The sequence below is a fragment of the Kluyvera sp. CHPC 1.251 genome, from assembly GCF_036759945.1.
Classification (GTDB): Bacteria; Pseudomonadota; Gammaproteobacteria; order Enterobacterales; family Enterobacteriaceae; genus Kluyvera; species Kluyvera sichuanensis.
Genome location: NZ_JAPKIC010000012.1, coordinates 70,046 through 84,466 on the forward strand (window position 1 = coordinate 70,046; position 14,421 = coordinate 84,466).

The 14,421-nt window shown below is 57.5% G+C and carries 16 protein-coding genes and 1 pseudogene; 14 read left to right on the forward strand and 3 right to left on the reverse strand.

The window, feature by feature from the left end:
* Window positions 1-165: 165 nt before the first annotated feature.
* Both mpl and V6940_RS19775 read left to right on the forward strand, forming a co-directional pair.
* The gene (mpl, locus tag V6940_RS19770; RefSeq protein ID WP_106927557.1) at window positions 166-1,536 is read left to right on the forward strand and encodes a UDP-N-acetylmuramate:L-alanyl-gamma-D-glutamyl-meso-diaminopimelate ligase; all 1,371 of its coding nucleotides are present in this window, start codon (window positions 166-168) and stop codon (window positions 1,534-1,536) included.
* A 190-nt stretch (window positions 1,537-1,726) separates the two neighbouring features.
* Window positions 1,727-2,248: a GNAT family N-acetyltransferase gene (locus V6940_RS19775; RefSeq protein WP_333497021.1), complete on the forward strand. Its 522-nt coding sequence runs from the start codon at window positions 1,727-1,729 to the stop codon at window positions 2,246-2,248.
* Window positions 2,249-2,260: 12 nt separating this feature from the next.
* Here V6940_RS19775 and V6940_RS22800 read toward each other — a convergent pair.
* A pseudogene (locus V6940_RS22800) lies at window positions 2,261-2,338 on the reverse strand (hypothetical protein); the annotation flags it as partial.
* Between the two features lie 66 nt (window positions 2,339-2,404).
* The gene (gene yjgA / locus V6940_RS19780; RefSeq protein ID WP_185669140.1) at window positions 2,405-2,956 is read right to left on the reverse strand and encodes a ribosome biogenesis factor YjgA; all 552 of its coding nucleotides are present in this window, start codon (window positions 2,954-2,956) and stop codon (window positions 2,405-2,407) included.
* A gap of 106 nt (window positions 2,957-3,062) precedes the next feature.
* Between yjgA and pmbA the strand changes: the two genes are divergently transcribed.
* From pmbA to V6940_RS19840, 12 genes are all read left to right on the forward strand, one after another.
* Window positions 3,063-4,403 (forward strand): metalloprotease PmbA, encoded by a 1,341-nt coding sequence (gene pmbA / locus V6940_RS19785; RefSeq protein WP_333497022.1) that lies wholly within the window; start codon window positions 3,063-3,065, stop codon window positions 4,401-4,403.
* Window positions 4,404-4,463: 60 nt separating this feature from the next.
* Window positions 4,464-4,850 carry a cytochrome b562 gene (cybC, locus tag V6940_RS19790; RefSeq protein WP_035892750.1) on the forward strand — a complete coding sequence of 129 codons (387 nt, stop codon included), beginning with the start codon at window positions 4,464-4,466 and terminating at the stop codon, window positions 4,848-4,850.
* 290 nt (window positions 4,851-5,140) lie between these two features.
* A complete protein-coding gene (locus V6940_RS19795) occupies window positions 5,141-5,479 on the forward strand; it encodes a glycine dehydrogenase (RefSeq protein ID WP_185669143.1) in 339 nt (112 codons plus the stop codon).
* Between the two features lie 10 nt (window positions 5,480-5,489).
* Window positions 5,490-5,852, forward strand: coding sequence for an SFCGS family glycine-rich protein (locus V6940_RS19800; protein WP_004206501.1), 363 nt, complete (start codon window positions 5,490-5,492; stop codon window positions 5,850-5,852).
* Between the two features lie 2 nt (window positions 5,853-5,854).
* Complete coding sequence (locus V6940_RS19805) at window positions 5,855-6,154, forward strand: DUF4312 family protein (protein ID WP_035892752.1); 300 nt, start codon at window positions 5,855-5,857, stop codon at window positions 6,152-6,154.
* Window positions 6,155-6,175: 21 nt separating this feature from the next.
* On the forward strand, window positions 6,176-6,952 hold the full coding sequence (locus V6940_RS19810; RefSeq protein WP_333012840.1) for a DUF4311 domain-containing protein: 777 nt from the start codon (window positions 6,176-6,178) through the stop codon (window positions 6,950-6,952).
* A 12-nt stretch (window positions 6,953-6,964) separates the two neighbouring features.
* Window positions 6,965-7,609, forward strand: a complete 645-nt coding sequence (locus tag V6940_RS19815) for a DUF4310 family protein (RefSeq protein ID WP_035892755.1) — start codon at window positions 6,965-6,967, stop codon at window positions 7,607-7,609.
* A 42-nt stretch (window positions 7,610-7,651) separates the two neighbouring features.
* Entirely contained in the window at window positions 7,652-8,785 is a 1,134-nt protein-coding gene (locus V6940_RS19820) for an amidohydrolase/deacetylase family metallohydrolase (RefSeq protein ID WP_333497023.1), read from the forward strand.
* Window positions 8,769-9,887 (forward strand): DgaE family pyridoxal phosphate-dependent ammonia lyase, encoded by a 1,119-nt coding sequence (locus tag V6940_RS19825; RefSeq protein WP_333497024.1) that lies wholly within the window; start codon window positions 8,769-8,771, stop codon window positions 9,885-9,887. The genes V6940_RS19820 and V6940_RS19825 overlap by 17 nt, the downstream gene beginning before the upstream one ends.
* Complete coding sequence (gene dagF, locus V6940_RS19830; protein WP_333497025.1) at window positions 9,884-10,624, forward strand: 2-dehydro-3-deoxy-phosphogluconate aldolase; 741 nt, start codon at window positions 9,884-9,886, stop codon at window positions 10,622-10,624. Before V6940_RS19825 ends, dagF begins: the two co-directional genes overlap by 4 nt.
* Before the next feature lie 166 nt (window positions 10,625-10,790).
* Window positions 10,791-11,942, forward strand: a complete 1,152-nt coding sequence (locus V6940_RS19835; protein ID WP_333497026.1) for a lactonase family protein — start codon at window positions 10,791-10,793, stop codon at window positions 11,940-11,942.
* 22 nt (window positions 11,943-11,964) lie between these two features.
* Window positions 11,965-13,875, forward strand: a complete 1,911-nt coding sequence (locus V6940_RS19840) for a BglG family transcription antiterminator (protein ID WP_333497027.1) — start codon at window positions 11,965-11,967, stop codon at window positions 13,873-13,875.
* Between the two features lie 17 nt (window positions 13,876-13,892).
* Here the strand turns inward: V6940_RS19840 and nrdG are convergent, their stop codons facing one another.
* Window positions 13,893-14,357: an anaerobic ribonucleoside-triphosphate reductase-activating protein gene (gene nrdG, locus V6940_RS19845; protein WP_123651106.1), complete on the reverse strand. Its 465-nt coding sequence runs from the start codon at window positions 14,355-14,357 to the stop codon at window positions 13,893-13,895.
* Between the last annotated feature and the right edge of the window lie 64 nt (window positions 14,358-14,421).

Consider the following 14,421-nt stretch of genomic DNA (forward strand, 5'->3'; position numbering starts at 1 on the left):
TGACAGTGGATGTTGAGTAAAACGACTGCAACAATCTTAACAAAGAATAAAAAAAAATCGCACAGGTGAATCGCGCCAGCAAACTACGGAATATCCTGAAATGCATTTCTCTGCCGGCAAACATATGGGTAAAATGCGGGGCAGATAAAAAAAGGATAGTGACGTATGCGCATTCATATTTTGGGTATTTGTGGCACCTTCATGGGCGGTCTGGCGATGCTGGCTCGTTCGCTGGGTCATGAAGTCACGGGTTCGGATGCCAATGTGTATCCCCCGATGAGCACGCTGCTGGAAAAGCAAGGTATTGATTTAATTCAGGGTTATGACGCAAGTCAGCTCGACCCGCAGCCGGATCTGGTGATCATCGGCAACGCCATGACGCGCGGTAATCCCTGCGTAGAAGCGGTGCTGGAGAAGAACATTCCGTATATGTCCGGCCCGCAGTGGCTGCACGACTTCGTGCTGCGCGACCGCTGGGTTGTGGCGGTTGCCGGTACCCACGGCAAAACCACCACCGCCGGTATGGCGACCTGGATCCTTGAAGAGTGCGGCTACAAGCCGGGCTTCGTGATCGGCGGCGTTCCGGGTAACTTCGAGGTTTCCGCGCGTCTGGGCGACAGCCCGTTCTTCGTGATTGAAGCCGATGAATACGACTGCGCCTTCTTCGATAAGCGCTCCAAATTCGTGCATTACTGCCCGCGCACGCTGATCCTCAACAACCTTGAGTTCGATCACGCGGACATCTTCGACGATCTGAAAGCTATCCAGAAACAGTTCCACCACCTGGTGCGTATCGTTCCGGGTCAGGGTCGTATCATCCTGCCGGAAAACGACGCCAACCTGAAACAGGTGATGGCGATGGGCTGCTGGAGCGAGCAGGAGCTGGTGGGTGAGCAAGGCCACTGGCAGGCGAAAAAACTGAACACTGACGCCTCCGAGTGGGAAGTACTGCTCGATGGTGAAAAAGTCGGTGAAGTGAAGTGGGGCCTGGTCGGCGAACACAATATGCATAACGGCCTGATGGCGATTGCCGCCGCGCGTCATGTGGGTGTGACCCCGGCTGATGCCGCTAACGCGCTGGGCAGTTTTATCAACGCCCGTCGTCGCCTGGAGCTTCGCGGTGAAGCTAACGGCGTTTGCGTTTACGACGACTTCGCGCACCACCCAACGGCTATCCTCGCGACGCTGCAGGCGCTGCGCGGCAAAGTTGGCGGCACGGCGAAAATCATCGCCGTGCTGGAACCGCGTTCGAACACCATGAAAATGGGCGTCTGCAAAGATGACCTGGCGCCGTCTCTGGGTCGCGCTGACGAAGTGTTCCTGCTGCAGCCGCAGCACATTCCGTGGCAGGTTGCGGAAGTGGCAGAAGCCTGCGTGCAGCCTGCGCACTGGAGCGCTGACGTGGATACGCTGGCCGATATGATTGTGAAGAGCGCCGAGCCTGGCGACCATATTCTGGTGATGAGTAACGGCGGCTTCGGCGGCATTCATCAGAAGCTGCTCGACGGGCTGGCGAAGAAAGCGCAGCAGGAGTAATTCGCTGATGTTGCGCTGAGCGGGTTGCCCCTCACCCTAACCCTCTCCCCACAGGGGAGAGGGGACCGCCCGGTTTTCTCCCTTACCATACGAGCAGAAGGCACGGACGGTTTTCTCCCTCGCCCCTTTGGGGAGAGGGCCGGGGTGAGGGGGGACTCGCTCGATATAGCCCATTCCCCGGAACCTAAAAATGCTCACCGCCAAAAAAATCACCTCAACCAACTCTGTCTTATTCCCCCCACTAGACACCCTTTACACTCACGCCTTCCCCTGGCACGAACAGCGCGAACTCCCCGCTAAACAGCGCGCGCTAAACTCCCCGCACTACGCGCTGGAAGCGTGGTTCGATGGTGAGCAGTTTATTGGCATGAGTGGATGCTGGGCGTTCGACGGCTACGTCTATATTGAACATCTGGCCGTCGACAGCAGTCTGCGTTCACAGGGTTACGGCAAACGTCTGCTGGGGCAGATCCTCGAGCGCGCGCCGAAAACCATTCTGGAAATCGACCCGCTGACCACCGAGATAGCCCACAAGCGCCTGCGGTTCTATGAAAGCATGGGATTCTTCGCCAACCCGTGGCCGCACGCGCACCCGACCTATCATGCCGGCATCGCCGATCATGAGCTCATCGTGCTGAGCTACCCGCAGCCGATTGATGAAGCGCAGTACCAGCGCTTCAACCATGATTTGTGCCAGATTGTGATGGCATAGCGAGGCATCATTGCCGGATGGCGGCGTAAACGCCTTATCCGGCCTACAATTGGCACCGAATGTAGGCCGGATAAGCGTAGCGCCATCAGGCGGTTTCGCGCATACCTACCGAGTAGATAAAAAAATACCCTCACGAAGAGGGCATTTTCTCGAAGCTTAGTCCTGGTGTTCGGACAGCTCGCGCAGATACTGGAAGATCTGGCGGGAAGATTTTGGCGGCTTATTACCGGCTTTTTCTTTCCTGGCGTTACGCACCAGTGAACGCAGCTGCTGACGGTCGGCGTCAGGCCACAGGTTCATCACTTCTTCGATGGCTTCATCGCTACCGTCAACCATACGGTCACGCAGTTGTTCCAGTTTATGGAAAACAACAACCTGCTGGTTGTGGCGGTTTTTCAGCTTATCCAGCGCCTGACGGAAAGGTTCTACGTCACGCTGACGCAGCATTTTACCAATCAGCTGCAGCTGGCGGCGGCGGCCTTCCATCTTAATACGCTGCGCCAGTTCAATGGCGGCGCGCAGGTCGGCGTCCAGCGGGATTTTATCCAGCGCGTTCTTACCGAGCTCAACCAGTTCTACCCCAAGCTTCTTCAGCTCTTCGGCATCACGTTTAATTTCACTCTTGCTGACCCAGATAATTTCATCATCTTCGTCTTCGATATCATCACCGGGGACGTCGTCGAGCCAGTCTTCGGGCTGCTTTGTCATTTCAGGCTCCTTAAAAAAGAGGCTAATACTAACAGCTTGAGCGCATACTGAGAAAGGGTTCTCTGTTAGACTTCATTTAACTTTACCTCAGATTATGGCTTAGACGATGAAAGTGATCACACAAGTTGCACAACAACGTATTGCGCTGGAAAAAGCGGTCTCTATGGCGCTGGAACTGGCAGCCAGTCAATCAGACGGCGCGGAAGTGGCGGTCAGTAAGACCACCGGTATCGGCGTAAGCACCCGTTATGGTGAAGTCGAAAACGTCGAATTCAATAGCGACGGGGCGCTGGGGATCACCGTATATCACCAGAACCGTAAAGGCAGCGCGTCGTCCACCGACCTGAGCCCGGATGCTATCGCCCGTACCGTACAGGCGGCGCTGGACATCGCGCGCTACACCTCGCCGGACCCTTGTGCAGGCGTGGCAGACAAAGAACTGCTGGCCTTTGAAGCCCCGGATCTTGACCTGTTCCACCCGGCGGAAGTCTCCCCGGATGAAGCCATCGAAATGGCGGCCCGCGCTGAGCAGGCTTCCCTGAAGGCCGACAAACGCATTACCAACACCGAAGGCGGCAGCTTCAACAGCCACTACGGGATTAAAGTCTTTGGCAACAGCCACGGCATGCTGCAAAGCTACTGCTCAACCCGCCATTCCCTGTCCAGTTGCGTGATTGCCGAAGTGAACGGCGACATGGAGCGTGACTATGCCTATACCATCGGCCGTGCGCTGGGCGACCTGCAGTCCCCTGAATGGGTCGGTGAAGAGTGCGCGCGTCGCACCCTGTCCCGACTGGAGCCGCGTAAGCTCTCCACCATGAAAGCGCCGGTGATTTTTGCCAACGAAGTGGCAACCGGGCTGTTTGGTCACCTGGTGGGCGCGATTGCGGGTGGTTCGGTGTACCGTAAATCCACCTTCCTGCTGGACTCTCTCGGCAAGCAAATTCTGCCTGAATGGCTGACCATTGAAGAGCATCCGCATCTGCTGAAAGGGCTGGCGTCGACGCCGTTTGACGGCGAAGGTGTGCGCACCGAGCGTCGCGACATCATCAAAGACGGCGTGCTGACCCAGTGGCTGCTGACCAACTACTCCGCGCGTAAGCTGGGCCTGAAGAGCACCGGCCACGCGGGTGGCATCCACAACTGGCGAATTGCCGGTCGCGGCCTGAGTTTTGAAAAGTTGCTTAAAGAGATGGGCACGGGTCTTGTCGTGACTGAACTGATGGGGCAGGGTGTTAGCGGCATCACCGGCGACTACTCTCGCGGTGCATCCGGCTTCTGGGTTGAGAACGGCGAAATTCAGTATCCGGTGAGTGAAATCACCATCGCTGGCAACCTGAAAGACATGTGGCGCAATATGGTCACCATCGCCGACGATATTGAGACACGCAGTAACATTCAATGTGGTTCCGTACTGCTTCCGGAGATGAAAATCGCCGGGCAGTAATCACGTATTGGGCGCATCCTGCTGCGCCCGTTCGCTTAAATAATAAAAAGGAAGTGAGCAATGCGTAAAAAACTGGTTGCGATGCTGGCGGTCTCCGCGCTGGCGCTAGGTTCGGCTTCTGCCTTTGCTGACCTGGGCGAAGACATGGACACCCTGGCGGAAAATCTGCAAGTCGTGCAGAAGACCACCGACGCGGGTGAACTGAAAGCGGCCCTGACGAAGATGCGTACCGCCGCGGAAGACGCCAAAAAAGAGACCCCGCCAAAGCTGGAAGGCAAAGCGGCAGACAGCGCGGAAATGAAAGACTATCGTCATGGTCTGGATACGCTGATTGGTCAGATTGACGGTGCGATGAAGCTGGCGAACGAGGGCAAAGTAAAAGAAGCCCAGGCCGCCGCGGAAGATTTCAAAACCACCCGCAACGAGAACCACAAGAAGTTCCGCTAATCCTATCTCCGGAAGGTGTCGCCTGACGCCTTCCGTCTTTCTCCCCTCGAAAAACTTCACCGATATCACACTTTTCACCTTGGTTTTGCCATTCGTCTTTCCAATGACCTTGTCCCGCAGACGTGACATTCATCACGCGAATATATCGAAATCGTTATTTTCGTGGCGAATGTGTGAATCCGATCACTCAAGCCGTCTACCTTTCCACTTCGAAGTGGAAAACAACTCGCTACAAACTCCCATCCCCCGGCGTTAGGTTTATCCCCAGAGACATTAGCGGGGTAACACGAGTGAATAACGGAGCGGTAATACACGACGCAGGGGAGCAGGCGCTACAGACCGAACGGCTGGCCGACAAGATGTTGCAGCAGGTGTTCGCGCTGTTACGCCGCCGCGATATCACCCCTAACGACGTGCAGGAGCAAATGCTGACCTCCCACGTGCGGGCTATGGCCCACCGGTCCATCAGCGGCGAGCCGCTGCCGGAAGTGGATGAAAGCCTGTTTGAAGAGATTTCTGACGATTCAATGATGCTTGCCCGCGAAGTGGTCGCGGAGTTCGGCAACCTGCCTGATGAAGAGGCCTGGCTGCTCTCCGTTCACTTCGAAGTAGCAAAAGACAACCTGTAAGGAGCAACAAATGGAACAGATCACCGTAGTAATTGGCGACCGCCTGGGTAAAGGACAAAAAGTTGCCGCTGGCGCGGAAAAAGCCGGTGCTCGTGCAGTTGTGGTACCGGGCGTCGCCGCCGACATGAAGCTGGGCGACATGATGAAGGCCGAGAACGCGACCTTCGGTATCTCCTTCTGCGGCAGCGGCGGTGCAGGTGCTATCACCGCGCAGACCAAATATGGCTACAAAGCGAAATACGGCATGCGTTCAGTGGAAGAGGGCGTCACCGCCATCAACGAAGGCTGCAACGTGCTGGGCTTTGGCTTTATGGACAAAGAAGAGCTTGGTGAACGCCTGGTAGAGGCCTGGAAGAAGAAGTACGGCGCTTGAGTATGAAAGAGCAATTCACCACCACGGTGAGGGTCACGGGCAAAGGCGAGAGCAAAACACGGGCGTTCGCCGATGCCCTGAACCACGTGCAGGCAGCGGTGATGAAAACATCATCGCGCATCTTACTGCGTATTGAGCCACAGGATGTGCAGGTTGTTCATGCGCGCGAAGCGGTACGAAAAGAGGCGTTCTTATTCTTCTTTTTACGCCGTGAACGACGAGCGTACAGCGTGGAGCTGGACGTGACCGTCAACGTGACCGCCATCGATATCGATAAAGTGGATTTCGTCACGCAAACCTGATTTTCACCAAAGGGTTAGACTATGTTCCTGATAATTTTAATAAAATCGCTCATTATCGGCGGCCTGGTTGGCGTCGGCGTGGGCGCCGGAGCGGCACGCATGTTTCACGCGCCCACCACGCAGGGGATGGGGGCGTTTCGTACGTTGGGCGAGCTGAACTCCTGCGAAGGCGATCCGGCTTCCCACTTCTCCTTTGGCCTCGGCTTCTTCTTTAACGCCTGGGCTTCTTCCGTCGCAGCAGGTTCCTTCACCCAGGACGTTGACCACCGCATTATCCCGAACTGGGGCGCGGCGGCACTGATGGTGAAAAACCGCAACGTCGGTGAGACGCTGCATGACCCGCGCAAAATGGCGATTGCCTGCGGCATCATCGGCATGATCGTGGTGGCCTTCCTTAACCTGACGGCCTCTTCCGTACCGCAGGCGCTGCAGGTCACCGCCGTTAAGGTACTGGTTCCGGCAGCCAACCTGCTGGTGAACACCGTGATGCCGGTTATCTTCTGGCTGGCGGCGATTGATGCCGGTAAGAAATCAGGCTTCTGGGCCACCATCTTCGGCGGCGCAGCGCAGCTGATTATGGGTAACGCCGTACCGGGCCTGGTACTGGGTATTCTGATCGGTAAGGGTGTTGAAGAGAGCGGCTGGCATCGCGTCACCAAAGTGATGATGGGTGCGATTATTGCGCTGTTCGTCCTGAGCGCCTTCTTCCGCGGCTTCGACATGAAGATGATCGAATCCTTCCACCTGACCGTACCGAACTGGCTGGATCTGATCCACAGCTCAATCAGCGGCAAATAACGGGAGCCTGACATGGAACAAAATAAAGGTTTTTGGTATGCCGACTGGTCGTTCCCGATCTTCGTTGGCCTGCTCTCCTCCGGCGTGTTCGCCGGGACGCATATGTACTACCTCTACGGCATCGGTGCCTTTAACGAAGTGGCCTTCGTGGCGATGCTGAAAGCCGGGATTGATACCGGGGCTTACGGTGCCGTTGCCGCGTTCGGTGCGAGCTTCCTGTTCGCCCGTATCATCGAAGGTTCGCTGGTGGGGATCCTCGACATCGGCGGCGCGATTCAGACCGGCGTAGGTCTTGGGGTTCCAGCGCTGCTGCTGGGCGCGGGCATCATGTTCCCGGTGACCAACTTTATCGCCTCCCTGATTACCGGGCTGGTGATTGGTCTGGCGATTGGCTACATCATCATCCTGGCGCGTAAGTTCACCATTAACCAGAGCGACTCCACCTACGGGGCCGACGTGATGATGGGCGCGGGTAATGCCTCCGGCCGTTTCCTTGGCCCATTGATTATCCTCAGTGCCATGACTGCTTCGATTCCTATCGGTGTGGGCTCACTGATTGGCGCGCTGATTTTCTATGTCTGGCAGAAGCCGATTACCGGCGGCGCCATTCTGGGCGCGATGCTTCTGGGCTCTATCTTCCCGGTAGCGATTAGTTAAACCCTGCGGGCGCTCTGGCGCCCGCCTTAACAGGAGAGAGATATGTTTGATTTACTCCTGCGCCGTGCGCGCCTCGTCGACGATACCCTGACTGATATCGCCATCAAGGACGGTTCAATCGCGGCGCTGGGCGAGATTAGCGCGCCTGCCCTGAAAACCATTGAGCTGGACGGCAAATACTACGCCAGCGCCGGCTGGATTGACTCCCACGTCCATTGCTACCCGAACTCACCAATTTATCACGACGAACCGGACAGCGTCGGTATCGCTACCGGTGTGACCACCGTGATTGATGCTGGCAGCACCGGTGCCGATGACGTGGATGATTTCTACCAGCTGACCCGCAAAGCCGCGACCGAGGTCTATGCGCTACTCAACATCTCCCGCGTCGGGCTGATTGCCCAGAACGAACTTGCCAATATGGCCAATATCGATGCGGAAGCGGTGAAGCAGGCGGTGGCGCGCCACCCGGACTTTATCGTCGGCCTGAAAGCGCGCATGAGCAGCAGCGTAGTCGGTGAAAACGGCATTACGCCGCTGGAGCGTGGCAAAGCCATCCAGAAAGAGAACGGCGACCTGCCGCTGATGGTGCACATTGGCAACAACCCGCCAAACCTCGATGAAATTGCCGAGCTGTTGAGTTCCGGCGACATCATCACCCACTGCTACAACGGCAAACCAAATCGCATTCTGACGCCGGAAGGTGAACTGCGCGGCTCTATCGTGCGCGCCTTAAAGCGCGGCGTGCGCCTCGACGTCGGCCACGGCACCGCCAGCTTCAGCTTTGAAGTGGCCCGCCGGGCGATTGCAATGGGCATTCTGCCGCACACCATCAGCTCCGATATCTACTGCCGTAACCGCATCGACGGCCCGGTACGTTCGCTGGCGCTGGTGATGTCGAAGTTCCTCGCCATCGGTATGTCGCTGCCGCAGGTTATTGACTGCGTCACCGCCCATGCCGCCGACGGCCTACGGCTGACCCGTAAAGGGCAACTGGCGGTGGGGTATGACGCCGATCTGACGCTGTTTACCGTTGCCCAGATCCCAACGGTGCTGGTGGATGCGGAAAAAGAGAGTCTTCAGGCTGACAAGATTTTGCTGCCGCTTGCCGCGATTCGCGCGGGCAAGGGCTATCTGACCGAACAAGGGAGTGCGGAAAATGCCTTCGATTTTTGAGAAATACGATTTAAAACAGGTGATTAATACCTCCGGCCGTATGACGATCCTTGGCGTCTCTACGCCGCGTCCGGAAGTGGTGGAAGCCGCGATGGCGGGCATGAACCAATACTTCGAGATGAAAGATCTGGTGAATAAAACCGGTGCCTACATTGCGAAGCTGCTGGACGTAGAAGGGGCGACCGTCGTCTCCTGCGCCTCCGCCGGGATTGCGCAGTCGGTGGCGGCGGTGCTGGTAAAAGACAGCGACTGGCTGCTGGAAAACCTGCACGTCACCCCAATTGAAAACAACGAAATCGTGCTGCCAAAAGGCCACAACGTTAACTTTGGCGCACCGGTTGGCACTATGGTGGCGCTCGGCGGCGGCAAGCTGGTGGAAGCGGGCTACGCCAATGAATGTTCTGCCGACCAGCTGGCGGCGGCTATTACCCCGCGTACCGCGGCCATTCTGTACATTAAATCTCACCACTGCGTGCAGAAAAGCATGCTCAACGTGGCGCAGGCCGCGGCGGTCGCGCGTAGCCACAATCTGCCGCTGATTGTCGATGCGGCGGCGGAAGAAGATTTACAGGCCTACTATCGCGCGGGCGCGGATCTGGTTATTTACAGCGGCGCGAAGGCCATTGAAGGGCCAACCAGCGGGCTGGTTATCGGTAAAACCCAGTACGTGGAGTGGGTCAAACGCCAGTCGAACGGTATTGGTCGTGCCATGAAAGTGGGCAAAGAGGGCATTCTTGGCCTGACCTGCGCCATTGAACATTACCTGACGGCGACCAAAGAGAGCGGCGAAGAGATGGTGGCGAAAATGACCCCATTCATCGACGCGCTTAATACGCTCAACGGCGTGACCGCTCGCGTGGTGTGGGACAGCGCGGGCCGCGACATTGCGCGCGCCGAGATTAAATTTGATGAAGCCGTGACCGGCATCCACACCGGTGACCTGGTGGCGGCGCTGAAGCAGGGCGAATACGCCATTTACTTCCGCGGCTACAAGGCCAACGAAGGCATTATCGAAGCCGATGTCCGCAGCGTGGATGCGCAGCAGCTGGAGATTGTCTCCCGCCGTATTGCTGAAGTCTTAAACCAGGAGAAAAAAGCATGAAACTAACCCCAAACTTTTACCGTGACCGCGTCTGCCTGAACGTTCTGGCAGGCAGCAAGCAGAACGCCAGCGAGATTTACGAAGCGGCGGAAGGTCATGTGCTGGTGGGCGTGCTCTCCAAAAACTATCCGGACATCGCCAGCGCGGTAGCCGATATGCGTGAATACGCAAAACTGATTGATAACGCACTGTCTGTTGGCCTGGGCGCAGGCGATCCGAACCAGTCGGCGATGGTCAGCGAAATTTCCCGCCAGGTGCAGCCACAGCACGTAAATCAGGTCTTCACCGGCGTCGGCACCAGCCGCGCGCTGTTGGGGCAGAACGAGACCGTGGTCAACGGCCTGGTGTCGCCAACCGGCACCGTCGGCATGGTGAAAATCTCCACCGGCCCGCTCTCCAGCAATGCGCCGGACGGCATTGTGCCGCTGGAAACGGCGATAGCTCTGCTGAAAGATATGGGCGGCAGCTCGATTAAATACTTCCCAATGGGCGGCCTGAAGCATCGCGATGAGTTTGTGGCGGTAGCGGAAGCCTGCGCACGTCATGATTTCTGGCTGGAGCCGACCGGCGGCATTGACCTCGACAACTACGGCGAAATCCTGAAAATTGCGCTGGATGCTGGAGTTAGCAAAATTATCCCCCATATCTATAGCTCGATTATTGATAAGGCGAGCGGTAATACGCGTCCGGCGGATGTGCGCCAACTGCTGGACATCACGAAACAGCTTGTTAAGTAGTGCGATTACCCCCCTCACCCCGGCCCTCTCCCCATAGGGGAGAGGGAGAAAACCGACCGTACTTTTTTGCGCCGATCATACGTAAACGCACTGAACGGTCCCCTCGCCCCTCTGGGGAGAGGGTTAGGGTGAGGGGGAAAACCCACCGAACCATCAAGGAGTCACCATGCCAACCGCTCGTCACCTGCTTGTTGCTTCACTCTCTCTGCTTGCCGCCAGCGCCGTCGCGCAAACCCAGTACGCCTGGGTGGGTACCTACAACCCTAACGGCGAAGGTCTGTACCGTTTTACCGTCGATGGAAAAACCGGCGAGCTGCGCGATAAAGCGCTTGTCAGTTCGCTGCCGAACGTCGCGCAGCTGACCGTCAGCCAGGATGGCAAAACCCTGTACGCCGCCAGCGAAGTAGAAAAAGGTGTGGTGCAGGCGTGGCGCATTGCCGCCAACGGCGAGCTTAGCGAGCTGAATCAGGTGGCTTCCGGCGGCGCAGGCCCGGTCTATCTCTCGCTGACGCCAGATGGCCGCCACCTGCTGGTGGCGAACTACGTGAGCGGGTCGATTGCCGTCCTGCCGGTGAAAGAAGATGGTAGCTTGGGTGAGGCGGTGGATGTGCATCAGGATCAAGGCCCTGCTGGCGCAGCGCGACCGGCTGCGGCGGCTGAAGGCAGCTTTGCCGTCAGCGATCATAACGGCCCGCATGCCCATATGATCTCGGCCGATCCGAGCGGGAAGTTTGTCTTTTCGACCGATCTGGGGCTGGACAGGATCTATCAGTACCGTATTGACAGTGCCAGCGGCAAGCTGACGCCGAATGACCCGCCGTTTATCGCCGCATCGTCCGCCGGGGCGGGGCCACGACATTTTGTCTTCACGCCTGCCGGGAATGGACTATGGTTGATTAACGAAGAAGCTTCCACGCTGACGTTTTATCACCTCGATAAACAGAGCGGACTGCTGCGCGAAGGGAAAACGGTCTCTGCCTTACCGAAAGAGTACAAAGGCACCAGCTTTGCCGCCGGTCTGGTATTAAGCCAGGACGGCAAGCAGCTGTACGTCGCTAACCGCTTACACAACAGTATCGCCCACTTTACCGTGATGGCCGATGGCACCCTGAAACATCAGGATGACATCTGGACGCGTGGCGACTATCCACGAACGTTAACGCTGGATAAGCAAGGGCACTGGCTCTATGTGATGAATCAGCGTAGCGACAATATCACCCGCTTTAGCGTAGCGCCGAAGGACGGAAAACTGACGTTCTCCCCGGACTACACCCCGGTTGGCAGCCCATCCCAGATGGTGATTTCTGCCACCCCATAAGCCGTAACAGGAAGGAACCGACATGAGATTTCCCAATCAACGTTTAGCGCAACTCTTTACTCTGCTGCAAAACGAAACGCTGCCACAGGATGAACTGGCGCAGCGCTTGTCGGTTTCGACCCGCACCGTACGCGCCGATATCACCGCGTTAAACGAGCTGCTGATGCATCACGGCGCGCAGTTTGTGTTGGCCCGCGGCAGCGGTTACCAGCTGAAGATTGACGATCCGTCGCGCTATCAACAGTTGGAAGCAACGGCGCCTAAGCCGCAGCACATTCCCCGCACCGCCCAGGATCGCATTCATTTTCTGCTGGTGCGCTTTCTGACCTCGGCGTTCTCCATTAAGCTTGAGGATCTTGCTGACGAGTGGTTTGTCAGCCGCGCGACGCTACAGGGCGATATGGTGGAAGTGCGCGAGCGCTTTCAGCGCTATCAACTGACGCTCGAGACTCGCCCGCGCCACGGCATGAAGCTGTTTGGCAGCGAGGTGTCGATTCGCGCCTGTCTGACCGACCTGCTGTGGGAGCTCAGCCAGCAGGGGCCGCTCAACCCGATGATCCGCCAGGAAGCGTTTGATGACAGCGTGCCAGCCCTGCTGGAGGCCGTGCTGGAAGAGACGCTTGTCCGTCATCATGTGCGCTTGACCGATGTCGGGGAACGCTTTATCTGCCTGTACGGTGCGGTCGTCGCACGCCGCGTAAGTGACGGCTATCCGCTGGCGGATTTCAGCGCCGAAGAGGTCGCGCAGAACGTGCGTGATGTTGCCCATGATGTGGCCAGCGCCCTGCAAAAGCTCACCGGAAAGCCGTTCTCCCAGGCGGAAGAAGCCTGGCTGTGCGTGCATCTTGCCGCCCGCCAGGTGCAGGACGTTGACCCGGAAACCATCAGCGCCGACGACGACGAAGCGCTGGTGAACTATATCCTGCGCTATATCAATCAGCAGTATAACTACAACCTGCTGGAGGACGCGCAGCTCCACGCGGATCTACTGACCCATATTAAGACCATGATCACCCGCGTGCGCTACCAGATTATGATCCCCAACCCGTTGCTTGATAACATCAAGCAGCACTACCCGATGGCGTGGGATATGACGCTGGCGGCGGTCTCGAGCTGGGGGAAATATACCCCTTACACCATCAGCGAAAATGAAATTGGTTTTCTGGTGCTGCACATCGGCGTGGGGTTAGAGCGCCACTACAATATCGGCTACCAGCGCCAGCCGAAGGTGCTACTGGTGTGCGATGCCGGTAACGCCATGGTGCGGGTGATTGAAGCCATTCTGCAGCGCAAATATCCGCAGGTGGAGATTGCCGCTACGCTGTCCCAGCGTGAGTACGAACAGCTGGAGAGCGTGAGCGAAGATTTTGTCATTTCTACGGTGCGTATCAGCGAAAAAGAGAAGCCGGTCGTCACCATTTCGCCGTTCCCCACGGATTACCAGCTGGACCAGATTGGTAAGCTGGTGCTGGTCGACCGCACGCGCCCGTGGATGCTGAACAAGTTCTTCGACGCCGCCCATTTTCGGGTTATCGACGGGCCGACGGACCAGCAGACGCTGTTCGCCGAACTCTGCCAGCAGCTTGAGCAGGAAGGGTTTGTCGACGAAGCGTTCCATGCCTCGGTGGTGGAGCGTGAAGCGATTGTCAGCACCATGCTCGGCGATGGCATCGCGCTGCCGCACGCCCTGGGGCTACTGGCGCAAAAAACCGTGGTCTACACCGTGATTGCCCCACAGGGCATCGTCTGGGGCGATGAAACCGCCCACATCATCTTCCTGCTGGCGATCAGCAAAAGCGAGTATGAAGAGGCGATGGCCATCTACGATATCTTCGTCACTTTCCTGCGCGAACGCGCCATGACACGCCTGTCGGCAACCCGCAGCTTTGATGAGTTTAAGGCGGTGGCGATGGAGTGCGTCAGCCGGTTTTGAGAGGCTGACGTAGGGGGTTAACGCAGGTGGTGCACCACCTGATTACTGCTGCCGCGCCAGATAAGCGCCGGGTCTTTTAAGTCCTGCACAAACTTACCGTCAACCAGCACGTTGATAAGGTCGACGACCTCCATCTGCGCGGCGTTCAGTTCGTCAATTTTGTAGCCGGTCCAGACCCAGATATCTTTGCCGGGGCATTCGGCGTGAATGCGCTGAACCAGTTTGAGGATTTCCGGCACGTTTTGCGGGTGCAGTGGGTCGCCGCCGGAGAGGGAAATTCCCTGGCGTTTTACGCGGGTGTCGTTCAGGTCGGCGATGATGCGGTCGGCCATCTCGGCGGTAAACGGCTGGCCGGAGTTCACGCGCCAGGTGCTCTTGTTGTAGCAGCCGGGGCATTCGTGAACGCAGCCGGAAACAAACAGCGTGCAGCGTGTACCCGGCCCGTTAACGATGTCGACGGGGTAGTATTGATGGTAATTCATGTTCGCGTTCCAGATTTTCGGCCGGTATACGGTCGTGCAGCGAGCGGTAAAACGATCCCCTCTC